This window comes from Pedobacter hartonius (assembly GCF_900107535.1).
In the GTDB taxonomy this organism is placed as follows: domain Bacteria; phylum Bacteroidota; class Bacteroidia; order Sphingobacteriales; family Sphingobacteriaceae; genus Pedobacter; species Pedobacter hartonius.
The window spans coordinates 193,739-208,031 of the sequence record NZ_FNRA01000009.1 but is presented as its reverse complement, the minus strand read 5'-3'; the positions used below and the strand labels follow the sequence as shown (position 1 = coordinate 208,031).

At 43.0% G+C, this 14,293-nt stretch carries 16 protein-coding genes and 1 pseudogene; 10 read left to right on the top strand and 7 right to left on the bottom strand.

The genetic code is table 11. The features are described from left to right. Positions 1-2: 2 nt before the first annotated feature. Genes BLW16_RS16225 through BLW16_RS23310 form a run of 4 tightly spaced genes read right to left on the bottom strand, consistent with a single transcriptional unit; the run spans position 3 to position 2,498 of the window. Positions 3-1,166, bottom strand: a complete 1,164-nt coding sequence (locus BLW16_RS16225; RefSeq protein ID WP_090558535.1) for a glycosyltransferase family protein — start codon at positions 1,164-1,166, stop codon at positions 3-5. A gap of 25 nt (positions 1,167-1,191) precedes the next feature. After that, positions 1,192-1,851 carry a DUF6266 family protein gene (locus BLW16_RS16220; protein ID WP_090558533.1) on the bottom strand — a complete coding sequence of 220 codons (660 nt, stop codon included), beginning with the start codon at positions 1,849-1,851 and terminating at the stop codon, positions 1,192-1,194. Between the two features lie 2 nt (positions 1,852-1,853). Next, positions 1,854-2,321, bottom strand: coding sequence for a DUF6266 family protein (locus BLW16_RS16215; protein ID WP_090558531.1), 468 nt, complete (start codon positions 2,319-2,321; stop codon positions 1,854-1,856). A 27-nt stretch (positions 2,322-2,348) separates the two neighbouring features. Continuing rightward, positions 2,349-2,498: a hypothetical protein gene (locus BLW16_RS23310; protein ID WP_175470611.1), complete on the bottom strand. Its 150-nt coding sequence runs from the start codon at positions 2,496-2,498 to the stop codon at positions 2,349-2,351. Positions 2,499-3,005: 507 nt separating this feature from the next. On the opposite strand from BLW16_RS23310, the gene BLW16_RS16210 reads away from it, so the two are divergent. From BLW16_RS16210 to BLW16_RS16200, 3 genes are all read left to right on the top strand, one after another. Next, positions 3,006-4,454, top strand: coding sequence for an alpha-L-fucosidase (locus BLW16_RS16210; RefSeq protein WP_090558530.1), 1,449 nt, complete (start codon positions 3,006-3,008; stop codon positions 4,452-4,454). 532 nt (positions 4,455-4,986) lie between these two features. Then, the gene (locus tag BLW16_RS16205; protein ID WP_090558528.1) at positions 4,987-5,331 is read left to right on the top strand and encodes a M61 family metallopeptidase; all 345 of its coding nucleotides are present in this window, start codon (positions 4,987-4,989) and stop codon (positions 5,329-5,331) included. Continuing rightward, the gene (locus BLW16_RS16200) at positions 5,321-6,733 is read left to right on the top strand and encodes a M61 family metallopeptidase (protein ID WP_090558526.1); all 1,413 of its coding nucleotides are present in this window, start codon (positions 5,321-5,323) and stop codon (positions 6,731-6,733) included. Before BLW16_RS16205 ends, BLW16_RS16200 begins: the two co-directional genes overlap by 11 nt. Before the next feature lie 144 nt (positions 6,734-6,877). Here the strand turns inward: BLW16_RS16200 and BLW16_RS16195 are convergent, their stop codons facing one another. Continuing rightward, entirely contained in the window at positions 6,878-7,339 is a 462-nt protein-coding gene (locus tag BLW16_RS16195; protein ID WP_090558524.1) for a pyridoxamine 5'-phosphate oxidase family protein, read from the bottom strand. A 271-nt stretch (positions 7,340-7,610) separates the two neighbouring features. On the opposite strand from BLW16_RS16195, the gene BLW16_RS16190 reads away from it, so the two are divergent. From BLW16_RS16190 to BLW16_RS16180, 3 genes are all read left to right on the top strand, one after another. Next, the gene (locus BLW16_RS16190; RefSeq protein WP_090558521.1) at positions 7,611-8,588 is read left to right on the top strand and encodes an aldo/keto reductase; all 978 of its coding nucleotides are present in this window, start codon (positions 7,611-7,613) and stop codon (positions 8,586-8,588) included. Positions 8,589-8,680: 92 nt separating this feature from the next. Further along, a complete protein-coding gene (locus tag BLW16_RS16185) occupies positions 8,681-9,550 on the top strand; it encodes a helix-turn-helix domain-containing protein (RefSeq protein ID WP_090558520.1) in 870 nt (289 codons plus the stop codon). 66 nt (positions 9,551-9,616) lie between these two features. Then, positions 9,617-10,483 carry an aldo/keto reductase gene (locus BLW16_RS16180; RefSeq protein WP_090558518.1) on the top strand — a complete coding sequence of 289 codons (867 nt, stop codon included), beginning with the start codon at positions 9,617-9,619 and terminating at the stop codon, positions 10,481-10,483. An 87-nt stretch (positions 10,484-10,570) separates the two neighbouring features. On the opposite strand, the gene BLW16_RS23035 is transcribed toward BLW16_RS16180, so the two are convergent. Continuing rightward, complete coding sequence (locus tag BLW16_RS23035; RefSeq protein ID WP_175470610.1) at positions 10,571-10,780, bottom strand: winged helix-turn-helix transcriptional regulator; 210 nt, start codon at positions 10,778-10,780, stop codon at positions 10,571-10,573. On the opposite strand from BLW16_RS23035, the pseudogene BLW16_RS23905 reads away from it, so the two are divergent. From BLW16_RS23905 to BLW16_RS16170, 3 genes and pseudogenes are all read left to right on the top strand, one after another. Continuing rightward, positions 10,686-11,188: pseudogene (locus tag BLW16_RS23905) on the top strand (SDR family NAD(P)-dependent oxidoreductase). The gene BLW16_RS23035 and the pseudogene BLW16_RS23905 sit on opposite strands and share 95 nt — an antisense overlap. Before the next feature lie 50 nt (positions 11,189-11,238). Next, positions 11,239-11,355: a hypothetical protein gene (locus BLW16_RS24060; protein WP_394332027.1), complete on the top strand. Its 117-nt coding sequence runs from the start codon at positions 11,239-11,241 to the stop codon at positions 11,353-11,355. 42 nt (positions 11,356-11,397) lie between these two features. Next, positions 11,398-12,669, top strand: a complete 1,272-nt coding sequence (locus tag BLW16_RS16170; protein ID WP_090558516.1) for an ATP-binding protein — start codon at positions 11,398-11,400, stop codon at positions 12,667-12,669. A 12-nt stretch (positions 12,670-12,681) separates the two neighbouring features. Here BLW16_RS16170 and BLW16_RS16165 read toward each other — a convergent pair whose 3' ends face one another. Continuing rightward, positions 12,682-13,218 (bottom strand): GNAT family N-acetyltransferase, encoded by a 537-nt coding sequence (locus BLW16_RS16165; RefSeq protein WP_090558514.1) that lies wholly within the window; start codon positions 13,216-13,218, stop codon positions 12,682-12,684. Positions 13,219-13,375: 157 nt separating this feature from the next. Between BLW16_RS16165 and BLW16_RS16160 the strand changes: the two genes are divergently transcribed. Then, positions 13,376-14,284 carry an EamA family transporter gene (locus tag BLW16_RS16160; protein WP_090558512.1) on the top strand — a complete coding sequence of 303 codons (909 nt, stop codon included), beginning with the start codon at positions 13,376-13,378 and terminating at the stop codon, positions 14,282-14,284. Positions 14,285-14,293: the final 9 nt, after the last annotated feature.

The window sequence follows — 14,293 nt, the reverse complement described above, 5'->3', positions numbered from 1 at the left end:
TGTTAAAGCTCTGCTGAGGCGGCTGAACCGTACAGTTCACTGATTTTATGGAGAAATTTATCTATATAATTTTCCCATGTATAGTCCTCTACAGCCTGGTGCGCATCCATACATAACTGTCTGTAATCAGGGGATTGCAGGATCCTCCGGATGCTGAAAGCTAAGGCGGGCACATCTGATTTTTTTGTGTACGCAGCGAATGAAGGTGATTCACCGAATGTATCAATGAAATCATCATAAGGGGCTATTACAATCGGATTGTAAAAAAACATGGCTTCTATGGTGGATGAATATCCTGCCCATAATGGTGTTGGATTAATAAATACCTTGGCACTCATCATTAAATCGTAGTACTTTTTGCATGCTGATTCGTCTTCCTTATCGAGATATCCGTAACAGGTTACGCCTGAAGGTATTTTGTCGAAATCCTGACTTTCCAGGCCTATGATGTGTAAGGTTATTTTTGGGTCGTATTTTTTGAGGATAACATACGCCGCTAATAACAAACGTGCCCCCTCTATATATTTGATATCACCAATAAATAACAGGCTTGTTGAATTTTCCTTAGCGGACAGAATTTCATCGGCATTTAAATTTTCCTTATAGAATGAATTTACAACATTCGTATGGAGGTGGCTGATTTTTGCGCGGGGATGATGAACCTGCATCAGGTTGGCAATTTTGGGAAACAGGGAGATAACGATAGCGGCTTTATCTATCGCTTTATTTTGTTTTTTGATATATCTCCACTCTAAGAGGTCAGGCTTTCTGCCCAACCTCTCTCTGATCAGATATTCAAACGTCCAGTCGCAGAACAAAAAGGACGGTTTATCGGAATATTTGTTATAAAAACTAAAGTTCATAAACAGCCATGCATCTGTTCGTGGGAAATCACGTGTAGCCTGTTTTATTTTCCGTTGGGTGAGCCAGTAATGCAGGCCTGTCCGTTCAAAATGAAATACGGAGTTCCTGCTAAAGAATTTCCAGATGCAGAAAAGCCTTCTTTCGAAAAATGAATGCAGGCAGATGTTTGGCCCTGTGTTTACGCGGTTAATTTTAATTCCTCTCGCCATCAGCTCATGCGTGAAAAAATAGGGTACGTTAGACCAGGTCTTGACTTTGCTGGAATCGCCGTCGGCAAATACTGTAATTTCTTTCAGGTTCATAGTAGCAGCATTTAAATGCCAAAGCCTAAGCTTTGACTGTTATCATTCCCAGATATTCTGTTTCAGAAACCAGTTTGCCATCCCTAGAAGCCATGAACATATACCAATGCAGCTCGTGGCCTTCATCCCAATCAATAAAATTGACCGTATAACTCAGATCTCTGCGGCCTGCGACATTTACAAAATTGATAAACCTGTTGATTTTTGTATCATAATATACCAGGATCACCTTGTCATCCAGACGCGTACACATGTCCGGAAATGGATTAAGCTCCCATTTTACCGTCACTTTGTATTCGCTTTCTGCAGATAAGACCGGGTTCCAGGCTTGCTGGGTCTTATTCACGGGCCTGCTGAGTTTGATTTTTGCAAAGTCAGGAGCAGGATTGTCCGGCTTACCGGTTACCTGATTAAGATGATAAGAAACTGCAGCGTTATATGCTGTCATTTTTGCTTTTCGCGGTAGCTGATACCCGAGATTTATAGCCGTTTTGGCCCCCTTCAAAAATCTGTTCATCATACCAAAGATCTTGTTTTGCCGGGCCTGCAACTGGGTAATTTTTTTCTTATTCTGTTTCTCCGGCGTCTTTCTCATCGTGCCTGTGCCATTCCAGTCGCTCAGTACCACATTGCCGATCTTTCCGCGATAACTGCCTAAAATTGAATTGCTTCTTTCTGTTGCCATGATTACCAGATAAATTGTCCGAGATAAGTACTGTTTGATACGCTTTCCTGATCATTCGCGATAAAAGAAATATAGACCTCTGCTGCAAATCCTTTTTTAATGCCATCAAGCTGAAGGAAATCTTTACCCTTGTACCGCTGTGCTCCGCCGGTTTCAAATCTTATTTGCTGTAATTCCGGAAAGAAGGCCAATAGCATTACCTGATCGCTGTAGTGACTTTTCCCATCCTCAATTTCGGTACTCCAGCTAAAAGCAAGTCCGGATGGAGTCATTACTGCCGATTTTTTATCCGCTGTGAGCAGATTGCCCCTGGTAACCAAAAGTTTCGATAAACTCACACTGCGTTCCAGATATAATCCTTCCATAGCGCTTTTCCTGATTTCGCTCACCATCGCATTGTGGCTGCTTAATTGCTTCTTCTTTGCATCCTGCCTGTATCCTACACGAATAAATTTTTCAAGGGGTTTCATTCATCGTGATACGATGCCCATGTCAGCCTATACTGCATGCTGTTTCGGGGTAGGGGGCTTTGTGCTTTTTTTCTTATTCTGTTTTGCGACGGTTCTGCCATCCGCAAGCTGCGAACAGGTAATTCCGCCGACTGTTCCTGAAAATCCCAGAAAGGGACCACTTTTAACGATTACCATAATAAAATGATTTTAAGGTGAAAAAATTAGTTAATTGAATTTTTCCGGGGCCAAATCATGCGACAATTGAAATCGGGCAGCAACTAAAACAAAACGTTTCTCATATCATAGATTATTTCATGACGGGTTAAGGACCCCGGATGTAAAAATTTCACAAAAATAACATATAATTCGTATATTTGTTTGTAATTGTTTTAATTAATTAATCTTGTTGAAACATATAGTCTGTTTAAAGTAATATTTACTTTTTGCTTCCCGGGTCAACTCACAATTGTTTCATGATTAAAAAAAAATATTACAATATTGTGAAATTCTGATTTTTAAAAGCTCAACATTTAATCATATTATTTGACAATTGCCTTAATACAGCTGCAAAATTTATCAGGAATCTGCGGCGAAGTTTGCCCTGATAAAAAAGGATTTTATTTACCTTTAAAAACGCCACCAAGGGATATCTAATCTCCGGTGCCGTGCATTATCCTTAACCCCAATTTCCAATCATCCAAGATGAAGAAATACGTATTGTACCTGTTACTTTTTGCCAGCCAGTCCATGTTTGCACAAACCTATCAGCCAAACTGGAAATCAATAGATTCCAGGCCCATTCCTGCATGGTATCAGGATGCCAAATTTGGTATATTTATTCACTGGGGTGTTTACTCTGTACCTGCATGGGCGCCAAAGGGGCAATATTCAGAATGGTACCAGCAAAACCTTCAATCCAATGGTTTTAAAGGACAGGCAGTAGCCTATCACAATAAAAAGTACGGTGCTGATTTTAGTTATTACCAGTTTGCCCCGCTCTTCAAAGCCGATTTATTTGATCCTGAAGCCTGGGCCAAACTCTTTGAACAGTCTGGTGCAAAGTATATTGTACTTACCTCCAAACACCATGATGGGTTTGCCTTATGGCCGAGCAAACAAGCTTCAGAGAGTCGTGGTTTTGCCTGGAATGCGGCAGAAGCCGGCCCTAAAAGAGATTTGCTGGGTGACCTGTTTAAAGCCGTAAGAAAGACATCTGTACATCCGGGTATTTATTATTCTTTGTATGAATGGTATAATCCTTTATGGCTGAATAACAAACAGTTGTATGTAAAGAAACATATGATTCCACAGATTAAGGATGTAATTGAGACCTATAAACCAGAGGTTTTCTGGACAGACGGTGAATGGGAGCAACCAGATACCTTATGGCATTCCACAGCAATACTGTCCTGGATGTTTAACGATAGTAAAGTCAAAGATAAAGTTGTAGTGAATGACCGCTGGGGTAAAGATACGCGTTACAAACACGGCGGTTTTTACAGTCCGGAGTACCAGCCCAACATGGATTTTAAAGACCACTATTTTGAAGAAAGCCGTGGTATGGGTTTTTCTTACGGTTATAACAGGATGGAAGATGCCTGGGATTATAACTCTGCCAAAGTACTGATCCTTCATCTGCTTGATAAAGTAAGCCGGGGTGGCAATTTCCTTTTAGACATCGGTCCGGATGCTGATGGCAAGATACCGCCCATCATGCAGGAGCGCTTATTGGAAATTGGCCAATGGCTAAAAATAAACGGTGAGGCTGTTTATGGCACTACCAAATATAAAAATTCGATACAGTGGGGGCCGGGTAAGCGAGATTATCAGCCAAAATCTGAGGACAATGGTGAACATGTTGGCGGAGATATTATGTTGAAACTAACAGAAGATCCTGAGCCCGGTTATGCATTGAAAGAAGTATTCTTTACCCAGAAAGGCAAGATCATATTTGCCACTGTTCCGGTGTGGCCCGCCAATCATAAAGTGATTTTAAGAGACATGGATTTAAAAGGCAAAAAGGTAACCCTGCTGGAAACCGGACAGGTATTACCCTATACCGTGAACGGAAAAAATTCTGAGGTTAAATTTCCGGAGTTTAACCCAAGGAAAATGAAAACCAGGTATAGTTATGTGATAAAAATTGATTAGGCTTGAGTAAAGGTGTTAACAGTGGTAGCTATTTCTGCGATATGACCATCAATGAGCATTCACAAAAGCCCCTGATTAAAGGGGCTCTCATTTTCTACCAGGTAATAACAGTTAACTAGTAATATCGGTAATATCTGTGGTGATATCTGTAATAGGGTGCGCGGTGTGCGTAATGGCGCCCACGGTGAACGAAGTGTCCATGTGGATGGCCCGGACCGCCTGCTCGTACGACTACTGATTGTGCTTCTGCTGTCCCGAAGGAGAATATTGCTACTATTAAGAGTAACATCAATTTCAAATTTTTCATGTGTTGGTATTTAAAATTCACTAAATATTCATATACAACGATTACCTTTTTCTCTGCGCAGAGGTGATGGTACCTTTGCTGATATAGATGTGGTTTTTCAGCTAAGGTTTAATCCGGTAATAAAAAATGCCAGGCAGCAATAACCAGCTGTACAGTTTTAAGGTGTATCTTAGTTAACCTGAAATCCGGCAATGGGGTTAAGGGTTTTAATTTCTGACTTACCTTATGAGCTACTATAAATCTGATCAAAAAAATGGGTACCGGGCGCTGGCCGTCCGTGCTTTACTTTTCTCTGTTGTGGTCGTATTTTTCCAGACCGCATCTTTCGGCCAGTCAGCAGCCGGACAATCAGGAGGCATCAGCTATGTGGTCAGTATGCCTGAACCCCGGGACCATGTCTATCATGTAAAGATCAGCTCCATGTCGTCCGGTAAAGGAAAAACGGTGCTGAAAATGAGTGCCTGGACGCCGGGTTATTACGAACTGGTAGACTTTGCGTCGGCAGTAAGTGATCTGAGCGTTAAAAACGGCAAAAGGCAAAACGGTCACCTGGAAGAAAGTGGATCCTAATACCTGGCTTCTGGATACAGCACAGGTTGAACTGCTTGAAATCAATTACGATGTTACGGCAGTGGTTCCATTTATAGGCAACATCTATTTGGATGAAAACTTCGGTTATATAATTCCGGGGGCACTTTTGTTATACATAGATGATGCGTTGCGCAAGTCGGCTACAATAGAGGTTCTGCCGTATCAGAGATGGCCGTCCTATGTGGCTACCGGGCTGAATCCTGCAGGGGGTAAGATCAATGTTTTTTATGCTGTAAGTTTTGATGAGCTATTTGACAGTCCGTTGCTGATGGGTAAGCTAGAGGCGCTGCCCGAATTCAAAGTACAGGGAAAAATACATCAGTTCGTAGGGCACGGGCTGGAAGAGTTTGACCGGAAAGGTTTCATGTACGATTTGCAAAAAATCGTACAGGCGGGCGGTGAGATCATCGGAGATATTCCTTACAGCCATTACTCTTTCCTCGCGATCCCCACCCGAAGGGGATTTGGAGGAATTGAACATTTGAACTCTGCCTCGCTGATGCTGGCTACACGTAATGTGCTTTCGGATACGGCAGCAAGGAACGTTTTTTATGCATTTCTGGCCCACGAATATTTCCACACCTATAACGTAAAGCGGATCCGCCCAATTGAACTCGGCCCGTTTGATTACAGCAGGGAAAATTATACGAATCTGCTCTGGATATCAGGGGGCTTTAGCGGCTATTATCAATACCTGATCGTAAAAGCCGCAGGGCTAACCAGCAATGCAAATGTGCTTGAAGCCTACCGGCAGCATATTGCCAATTATGAGAATAAACCCGGTCACCTGCTGGAATCAGCAGCACAGGCGAGCCATAATCTCTGGGCGGAGGGTGAAGATGCCAGCAGCCGTTCGGCAGAGCAGCAGGCGAAAACGATCTCAGTTTATGATAAGGGTTGTGCAATTGGCCTGATGCTCGACCTGAAGATATGGCATGAGACACAAAATTGCAGGACGCTTGATGACGTGATGAGAAGGCTATATGTCAGGTATGATAAGCAGCTCCACCGGGGTTTTACGGAACAGGACTTCTGGAGCACCTGCGAAAGTATTGCCGGAACAACTTTGACTGAACTGAAAAGCTACGCCAACACCACGGCGCCGCCAGACTATCCGAAGTATTTCAGCTATGCAGGATTGAACATAGACACCGTAAGCCATCAAAGTCCGGGTGCTTATCTGAGTGCTGATGCAGTTTACAGTGATAGCAGGTTCTTTGTAAGTTCCGTGGAATGGCCCTATGGAGGCTGGAAAGCGGGAATAATACCTGGTGACCAGATACTATCCATCGACGGCGGTACAGTCATAAACCTGCCGCTGGAAGAGTTCCTGAAGGAGAAACATGCGGGAGAAACAGTGATGCTAAAGGGTTCAGCGTAAGGATAAGATCCTTGAACTGCCGGTAATTCTGGGCAGGAAAACAGAAAAGGATTTCACCATCACACCTTTAAAAGATCAGACCGGTCTGCAGCAGAAAATCTATCACAGCTGGCTCAGAGACAAGAAAGGCAGCGTTAACTAAGCTTATAAAGTCGCCTGATCTTCGAATCTGCCTGTTTTTTTATCGATACGGATCTTGTAAAGAATCAGATCGATACTGCTGCCAATATCGCTTTCATCTTCGGTAATACCATGCGAAGGGTGCGCATTTTCGCTGGTCATATGGGGCATAATATGCCGGATAATTTCCTGCATTGCTTTTTGCATCTCTTTTCCGTCAGTGATCTCCTGATATTGACCCCATACAATTACGCTTTTCCATTTATCGATACGCTCAATGTCGTCCACCTGGAAACATACCTCCGCATTCTTCCGGAGCATTTCAATCTTCTTGCCCTCTGCTGAATGTCCGTAGATGTACCCCTCCCTGTAGACATAATTAATGGGCACAATGTAGGTTGTACCATCTGCGTGGCAGCCAATTCTGCCTGTAACCTGCCGCTTTAGCAGCTCTTCGATCTGATTTTCATTAAGTTCTCCTAACATCGTTCATTGTTTTAGTTTAACCGGATACCGCAATATAATTCTTCACTCATTGTAAACAATAATACGGACTAATCCATAGCCGATTCGTGACCATGGCTACGTTTGTTAATAAGTTTGATCACTATTTTCTGTTGCTGTAATGTCATAAATCACCTGCAATATCGCTGTTTTCATCGTTTAGGGAAAACTATTATTGTGAATTGTTAGTGTTTATAGTAAATTGAACTAAATTTAATAATTTTGATTAATATACAAAAATTATAAACCGAAAATGAAATACAGAATTCTAGGAAATACTGGTGTGCAGCTATCAGCAATCGGACTTGGATGTATGACCATGAGCCATGCTTATGGTACGCCTGATGATACAGAATCTATCGCCACACTACACAAATCGCTCGACCTGGGCATTAACTTTTGGGATACTGCCAATGTCTATGGCGGCGGTAAAAATGAAGAACTGATTTCCAAAGTGCTCACTGAAAATCGTGACAAAATATTTATCGCAACCAAATTTGGATTTACATCCGACGGTAACAGGGCCGTTAACGGATCGCCGGCCTATATAAAAAAAACGGTAGAAGCAAGTCTGAAACGGCTCAGGGTGGATGTTATTGACCTTTATTACGCCCACCGCATTGACCCGCTTGTGCCGGTTGAAGAAATGGTAGGTGGCATGGCCGAATTAGTTCGCGAAGGCAAGGTGAGGTTTCTCGGCCTGTCTGAAGCTTCTGTGAACTCCGTTCGTAAGGCACATGCTATACATCCCATTAGCGCCCTGCAAAGTGAATACTCAATTTTAACCCGTGAGCCGGAAGCCAATGTGCTGCCGCTTTGCAAAGATTTAGGCATCAGCTTTATTCCATTTAGTCCGCTTGCAAGGGGATTAATTACGAATACACTTGATGTAGAAAAGCTGGCCGACGGTGATCTCCGCAAACGTTTTCCACGCTACCAGCGGGAATACGAGGACAATAACCGCAAGCTGACCGCTGGTTTTGCTGAATTGGCACAGCAAAAAGGCTGCACCCCAGCCCGATTGGCGCTGGCATGGGTATTAAGTCAGGATGAGCATATTATCCCGATTCCTGGCACTAAAAAACGCAGATACCTTGAAGAAAATGTCGGTGCCGTTGATATAGATCTTGTCGCGGCAGACTTCAGTAACATCGAAGAATTGCTTGCAAAGTACCCGGACACCGGAGCCCGCTACAATGAGAGCAATGCAATCCACGTGGACAAGAGTTAGTTCCGATAAAATGCGGCCATTTATGGCCGCATTTTATCGGATTTTATTCAAACTTCTTTGCATAAATTTATTTGAATTGTATAAATTTGTGCATGGCAACAACAGTAGTTAAAAAAAACGCAGGACAGTTTAGGGTAGCAGACATCAGTGAGGCCAAATGCACGCTGGAATCCTATAATCGCCGGGATTTTTATAAGATCAGCCTGGTTACCGGGGGATCACCATGCAGCTTGCGCTATGGTTCATTGCCTGAAATTATTGTTGACAGGCCGGTACTGGTATGTATCAATCCCATAGTACCTTATACCTGGACGGTGCCCGAAACAATTAAGCCTGCCGAAGGTTATTTCTGCGTTTTCAACGACGAGTTTCTTCGTGCTAGTGCACAGTTATCAGGTGTTGCAGACCGTCTGTTTTCCATCCAGGAATCGCCTGTATATTTCCCGGACAGCCTTACGGAGAAGTTTTTAACCGAACTTTATGTCCGGATGCGTGCTGATGCAGATAGGGATTATGTGAATAAGGATGATTTATTTCGCAGCTATTTAAGCCTGATATTTCATAAGGCGATACAGATGCGCAGTGTGGAAACCACAGCTGATAGCCATACGCCTCGTGTCGCTGCTGAATTTATCCGCCTGCTTAACCGGCAATTTCCACTTGACCTGCCACTACAAACTATAGCGCTTAAAAAACCTGCCGATTATGCCAATCGTATCGCAGTACATATTAATCATTTGAATATGGAGGTCCAAAAAGCTACAGGAAAATCAACTACAACACACATTAACGAACGGCTGTTTGCAGAGGCTAAGTCACTGCTGAGTTATACGGATTATACCGTGGCCGAGATCGCATTTGGGCTTGGCTACGAATACCAGAGTTATTTCAACAGGTTCTTTAGAAAACATGCCAGTATTACGCCATCTGAATATCGTAAAAACTTTGAAAAGTATAAATAGGCCTTTGAAATGTCTTCGTTTCTGTGTTCTGGCTTAACCTAGCTTTGTTTTCATAAATATACTCATATGGAAACAACATCAAATTTAAAAAAGACTTTTTTATTGGCAGCTGATCTGGAGGTCAATCGTATGGGGTTCGGCACTATGCGGGTCACCGGTCCGAAAATATTGGGAATGCCGGAAAACCCGCAGAATTCGATCGACATTCTGCAACGTGCAGTTGAATCAGGTGTAAATTTTATCGATACCGCCGATCAGTATGGGCCTTTCGTTTCTGAGCAGCTTATTGCCGAAGCATTACATCCTTACAGGGAAAATGTGGTGATAGCTACCAAAGGAGGATTGGTGCGTTTCGGACCAGGGGCTGACGTTAATAATGACGCCAGTCCTCAGCATCTGCAGGATGCCCTGGATGGCAGTTTGCGCAGGCTTAAACTGGAACGGATAGATCTTTATCAATTACACCGTATTGATCCCAAAGTGCCTGCAGAGCTCAGCTTCGCTTTTTTGGCTAAAGCACAGCAAGAAGGCAAGATCAGGCACCTGGGATTATCTGAAGTATCTGTTGATGACATTAAACTTGCTCAGCAACACTTTGAGGTTGTTTCAGTTCAGAACCGTTATAGTGTTTTTGAGCGGAAGTGGGAATCTGTTTTGGAATATTGTGAATCCCAAAAAATTGCATTTATCCCCTGGTTCCCCTTAGGTGGAGGAGCGGAACTGTCGCAAGAAAAACTGAAAGATATGGCCCATCGTAAACAGGTAACAATGCATCAACTGGCCCTGGCCTGGTTATTACACCGTTCAGACAACATTCTCTTAATACCCGGTACATCAAGTCTCACACACCTTGAAGAGAATATCTCAGCGTTATCAATTGAATTAACTGCCAATGATATGACTGAGTTGGACGACCTGGTTCCGATACAATAAATTAGCGGCCATTCAAAACAAACAGCGCTTTCCATCGGCAGGAAAAGTTCAGCAGGCAATTAGGGAAAAGGTGATCGGGCAAATAATTCATTGTCGTTTAATGATCGTTTGACGGTGCCCTATTCCCCAGTCTGTAAGATTGCTGATGATGGTTTGTAGCGTATTGCCGTGTTCCGTAAGTTCATATTGAACCGATATAGGTGTGTATCTAAAACGGTTCGTTTTACCAACTGGTTTATTTGAAACATTTAAAAACGAAGGCGCCGTGGGTGCAATCGCCGGAAGAAACGAGGCCACGTTGAACAGCACTGTTGAAACCCTGGGTGGTAATTTTATAGGTGTAAAAGGAGATGTAACAAATCTTGACGACCTGGAGAACCTGTATAAGACTACCGCTGATAAGTTTGGGAAGATAGACGGCCTGGTAGTAAATGCAGGTGGTGTTGTGGACGGGGTTCCCCTGATGGCGATAACCGATGCGACGGAAGAAGGTTATGACAGCTATATGGACCTGAATTTAAAAGCGTCTATTTCACCGTAAAAAAATCGCTTCCCTATTTAAATGACGGCGCTTCCATTATACTGATCGCGTCGAACGGCGCACATCGGGCTGCACCCGGAACGACGATATATGACGCTGCAAAAGCGGCCGTTATTTCTTTGGCCAAAGGCTTGCCGCTCGATTTATTGTCAAGAAGAAAATAAGGGTAAATACAATTTCACCCGGCTCAATTGATACGCCGGTTTTTGGAAAGATGGTACCTCATGAGCTGGTGGACCAGGTGAAGCAGATCTGGATAGACCTTACGCCGCTTGGCAGGCAGGGAACTCCGGCTGAGATCGGTAAAAACGGCTGTATTTTTGGCCTCTGACGATTCCAACATTCATCGTAGGCACCGATATCTTGGCAGACGGTGCTGCATCCACTGCCGCAGGGCCTGAATGATCTGTATGTCATCATTAATTTTCTGGTCATACTATTTGCACATTATTATTTTCACGGTGTTCTTTATTCCACCCTGCAGGAAAAAGACGTATTGAATGAAGAACTGGCTGAAGTTGCTACTGCCAAGAGTAATTTCCTATCCATGATGTCCCACGAATTACGGACACCTCTCAATTCTGTGATCGGCATTGCCAGCCTGCTGGCCGACGACAATCATAATGCACAGCAAAAGGAACAGTTGCAAGGCCTGAAGTTCTCCGCTAAGGGGCTTCTGGCCTTGGTCAGCAATATTCTGGATGTCAACAAACTGGACTCCGGGAAACTGGAGCTCGAGGAAGTACCATTCAACCTCGGGATGCTGTTAAAAGGGATCACCACCGGAATGGCTTACGTTGCCGATGAGAAGGGACTGCAGGTGTTGCTTGAGGTTGACGAAAGTATCAGACAGAAGGATTTTGCCGGCGATCCAACCCGGTTGAGCCAGGTGATGTATAACCTTGTTGGTAATGCGATTAAGTTTACGAAGGATGGACGCGTTACTCTCCGAGCAAAATTAACCGGTCAATCCGGTGATGTATTTACGATAAAGATGGATGTTGCCGATACCGGAATCGGGATCAGCAAGAGCCAGCAGGATAAGATTTTTGATCCTTTTGTCCAGGCTTCGCAAAATACCACACGTAAATATGGTGGAACGGGCCTTGGGTTGAGCATCGTTAAGCAGTTGGTGAATATGTTTGGCAGCGAAATACGGGTTGCAAGTACGACGGGCGAGGGCAGTTGCTTTTATTTTGATATCGCCCTGAGGGAAGTGACTGTCAGGCAGCGGGAAGACGAAAAGAAAGGTACGGATGAGGCTGCTCTAAGCGGACTAAAGATACTTGCGGCAGAGGATAATGTAATGAATATCTTTTTTATGCGGCAGCTTTTTAAACGCTGGGGCATACAGGCAGATATCGTAGAAAATGGCGAACAGGTGCTTCATGCACTAAAAAAACAAGACTATGACCTGATCCTGATGGATATGCATATGCAGGTAATGGACGGGATTGAGGCAACAAAAGCTATCCGGTTGCTTCCTGATCCCGGCAAGGCGAACATATACATCATTGCCTTAACAGGTTCGGTATCTGATAATGTCCAGACCAGGGTTTTGGAATCCGGAATGAATGATTATTTATCGAAACCTTTTCAGCTTGACGATCTGAAAAGTAAATTGCTTGCCCGGGCACGCTGTTAGGCCCCATGAATATCATACCGCAACGGCCTTTTCCATAATCAGAAGATCAAGTCCCCGGTATTGCAAAGGGAGGGATAGCGAATCCGAAGTTCTTACAATCCCGAGATCTTTAAATCCGAAAGATCCGTAATATTTTACCAGATGCGGATTATCTGCCCAGGTGTCTAACCGGATAAATTCATACCTGTGTTTTTTCAAATCCTTATTTATCCAGTCCAAAATGCAGGCAAACAGTCTTTGGCCCTGATACTTTCGGCTTACGATGATCCTGCTGAGATACAGGGATTTAATGGCCGTTCTTTCCTTCCATAGTTCGGTTTCCAGAAGTCCTGCCGGCCCGGCACTGAAAATACCTGCTAATTTTTCATTTACAACGATCTTGTAGAGTAAGAGATCATTTATTTCCTGGTCAATCAGCTCAGGGTTGTAACCTTTCCAAACCGGAAAGTTATTTTCCTTCTGAAAGCTTATGGCATTTTCGTATAACTCATAAATTTCACTTACATCGTCGCCAACAGCGTTAATAATTTTAATTTCCTGATCCGGCATGTTATTTTTAATTATGATATATATACGAAATTTATTAAATTATATTTTGCTTTTTATTAAAAACTATATAGTTTAATAGCTTAGACAACGAAACTTCCTGATGATCAATCAAAAATAATTATTAATCGTATATTGAGCGTCGTAAACGTCAGTATACTTGAAAGACACGAAATATTACATCGCAGCAATCACCGCTTTTACGATCTGGGGCTTTTTCAGTCTGGTTTTAAAACCTATTCATAGTTATCCATCACTGGACATCCTTTTTTACCGTGTTTTCTCCTGTGCAATTTTAATGCTGCTCATTGTATTGCTGTTTAAACGCAAAATACTGCTGCAAAACATCGCTGTTTTCAAAGCACTGCCCATAAAAGGAAAACGTAAATCAATCTTATTGAATGTTGGCGGCGGACTGCTTTTAACAGTGAACTGGTATTCATTTATTTATGTATTGAACCATGTTAGTGTAAAGGCAACCTCTCTGGCTTACCTGGTATGCCCGATTTTAACCACTTTACTCGCTTATTTCATCTTACATGAAAAGCTGAACAAATCACAGTGGGCATCAGTAGGCTTAAGCATCACAGGTTGCCTGATGCTTTCTTACAGCAACATCATGGATATGTCTTTCAGCCTGATTGTGGGGTTTTCTTATGCCCTGTATCTGGTAAGCCAGCGCGAAAATACAGGCTTTGATAAGTTCCTGAACCTCACCTTTCAAATTGTATTTTCAGCCCTTTTATTACTTCCATTTTATCCTGTATACCGCGGTCCGGTACCGGCTTCATTTGTTTTTTACTCGTATATTGAGCTGATTGCAATAGGATTTACGATCATTCCGCTGTTGCTTAACCTTTTTGCGCTAAAACGGATCAATTCGTCAACTGTTGGTATGCTGCTCAATATTAACCCCCTGATTGCATTTTTGCTGGCTAGTTTTGTGTATCACGAACATCTGGATAAAATACAGATGATGGCATATGGCATAATTTTCTTTGCCATTGTGGTTTTCAATTCGCAATTGCTTTTTGCTCAGCGGCAAACCATCAGCAATCATCATAAATAATTTACTTTT

Coding starts and splice junctions, on each gene's coding strand:
- BLW16_RS16185 (WP_090558520.1), top strand. CDS start 8,681: ATGGCAACAACAGTAGTTAAAAAAAACGCAGGACAGTTTAGGGTAGCA.
- BLW16_RS16190 (WP_090558521.1), top strand. CDS start 7,611: ATGAAATACAGAATTCTAGGAAATACTGGTGTGCAGCTATCAGCAATC.
- BLW16_RS16215 (WP_090558531.1), bottom strand. CDS start 2,321: ATGAAACCCCTTGAAAAATTTATTCGTGTAGGATACAGGCAGGATGCA.
- BLW16_RS16165 (WP_090558514.1), bottom strand. CDS start 13,218: ATGCCGGATCAGGAAATTAAAATTATTAACGCTGTTGGCGACGATGTA.
- BLW16_RS16225 (WP_090558535.1), bottom strand. CDS start 1,166: ATGAACCTGAAAGAAATTACAGTATTTGCCGACGGCGATTCCAGCAAA.
- BLW16_RS24060 (WP_394332027.1), top strand. CDS start 11,239: ATGGTACCTCATGAGCTGGTGGACCAGGTGAAGCAGATCTGGATAGAC.
- BLW16_RS16220 (WP_090558533.1), bottom strand. CDS start 1,851: ATGGCAACAGAAAGAAGCAATTCAATTTTAGGCAGTTATCGCGGAAAG.
- BLW16_RS16205 (WP_090558528.1), top strand. CDS start 4,987: ATGAGCTACTATAAATCTGATCAAAAAAATGGGTACCGGGCGCTGGCC.
- BLW16_RS16180 (WP_090558518.1), top strand. CDS start 9,617: ATGGAAACAACATCAAATTTAAAAAAGACTTTTTTATTGGCAGCTGAT.
- BLW16_RS16195 (WP_090558524.1), bottom strand. CDS start 7,339: ATGTTAGGAGAACTTAATGAAAATCAGATCGAAGAGCTGCTAAAGCGG.
- BLW16_RS16210 (WP_090558530.1), top strand. CDS start 3,006: ATGAAGAAATACGTATTGTACCTGTTACTTTTTGCCAGCCAGTCCATG.
- BLW16_RS23310 (WP_175470611.1), bottom strand. CDS start 2,498: ATGGTAATCGTTAAAAGTGGTCCCTTTCTGGGATTTTCAGGAACAGTC.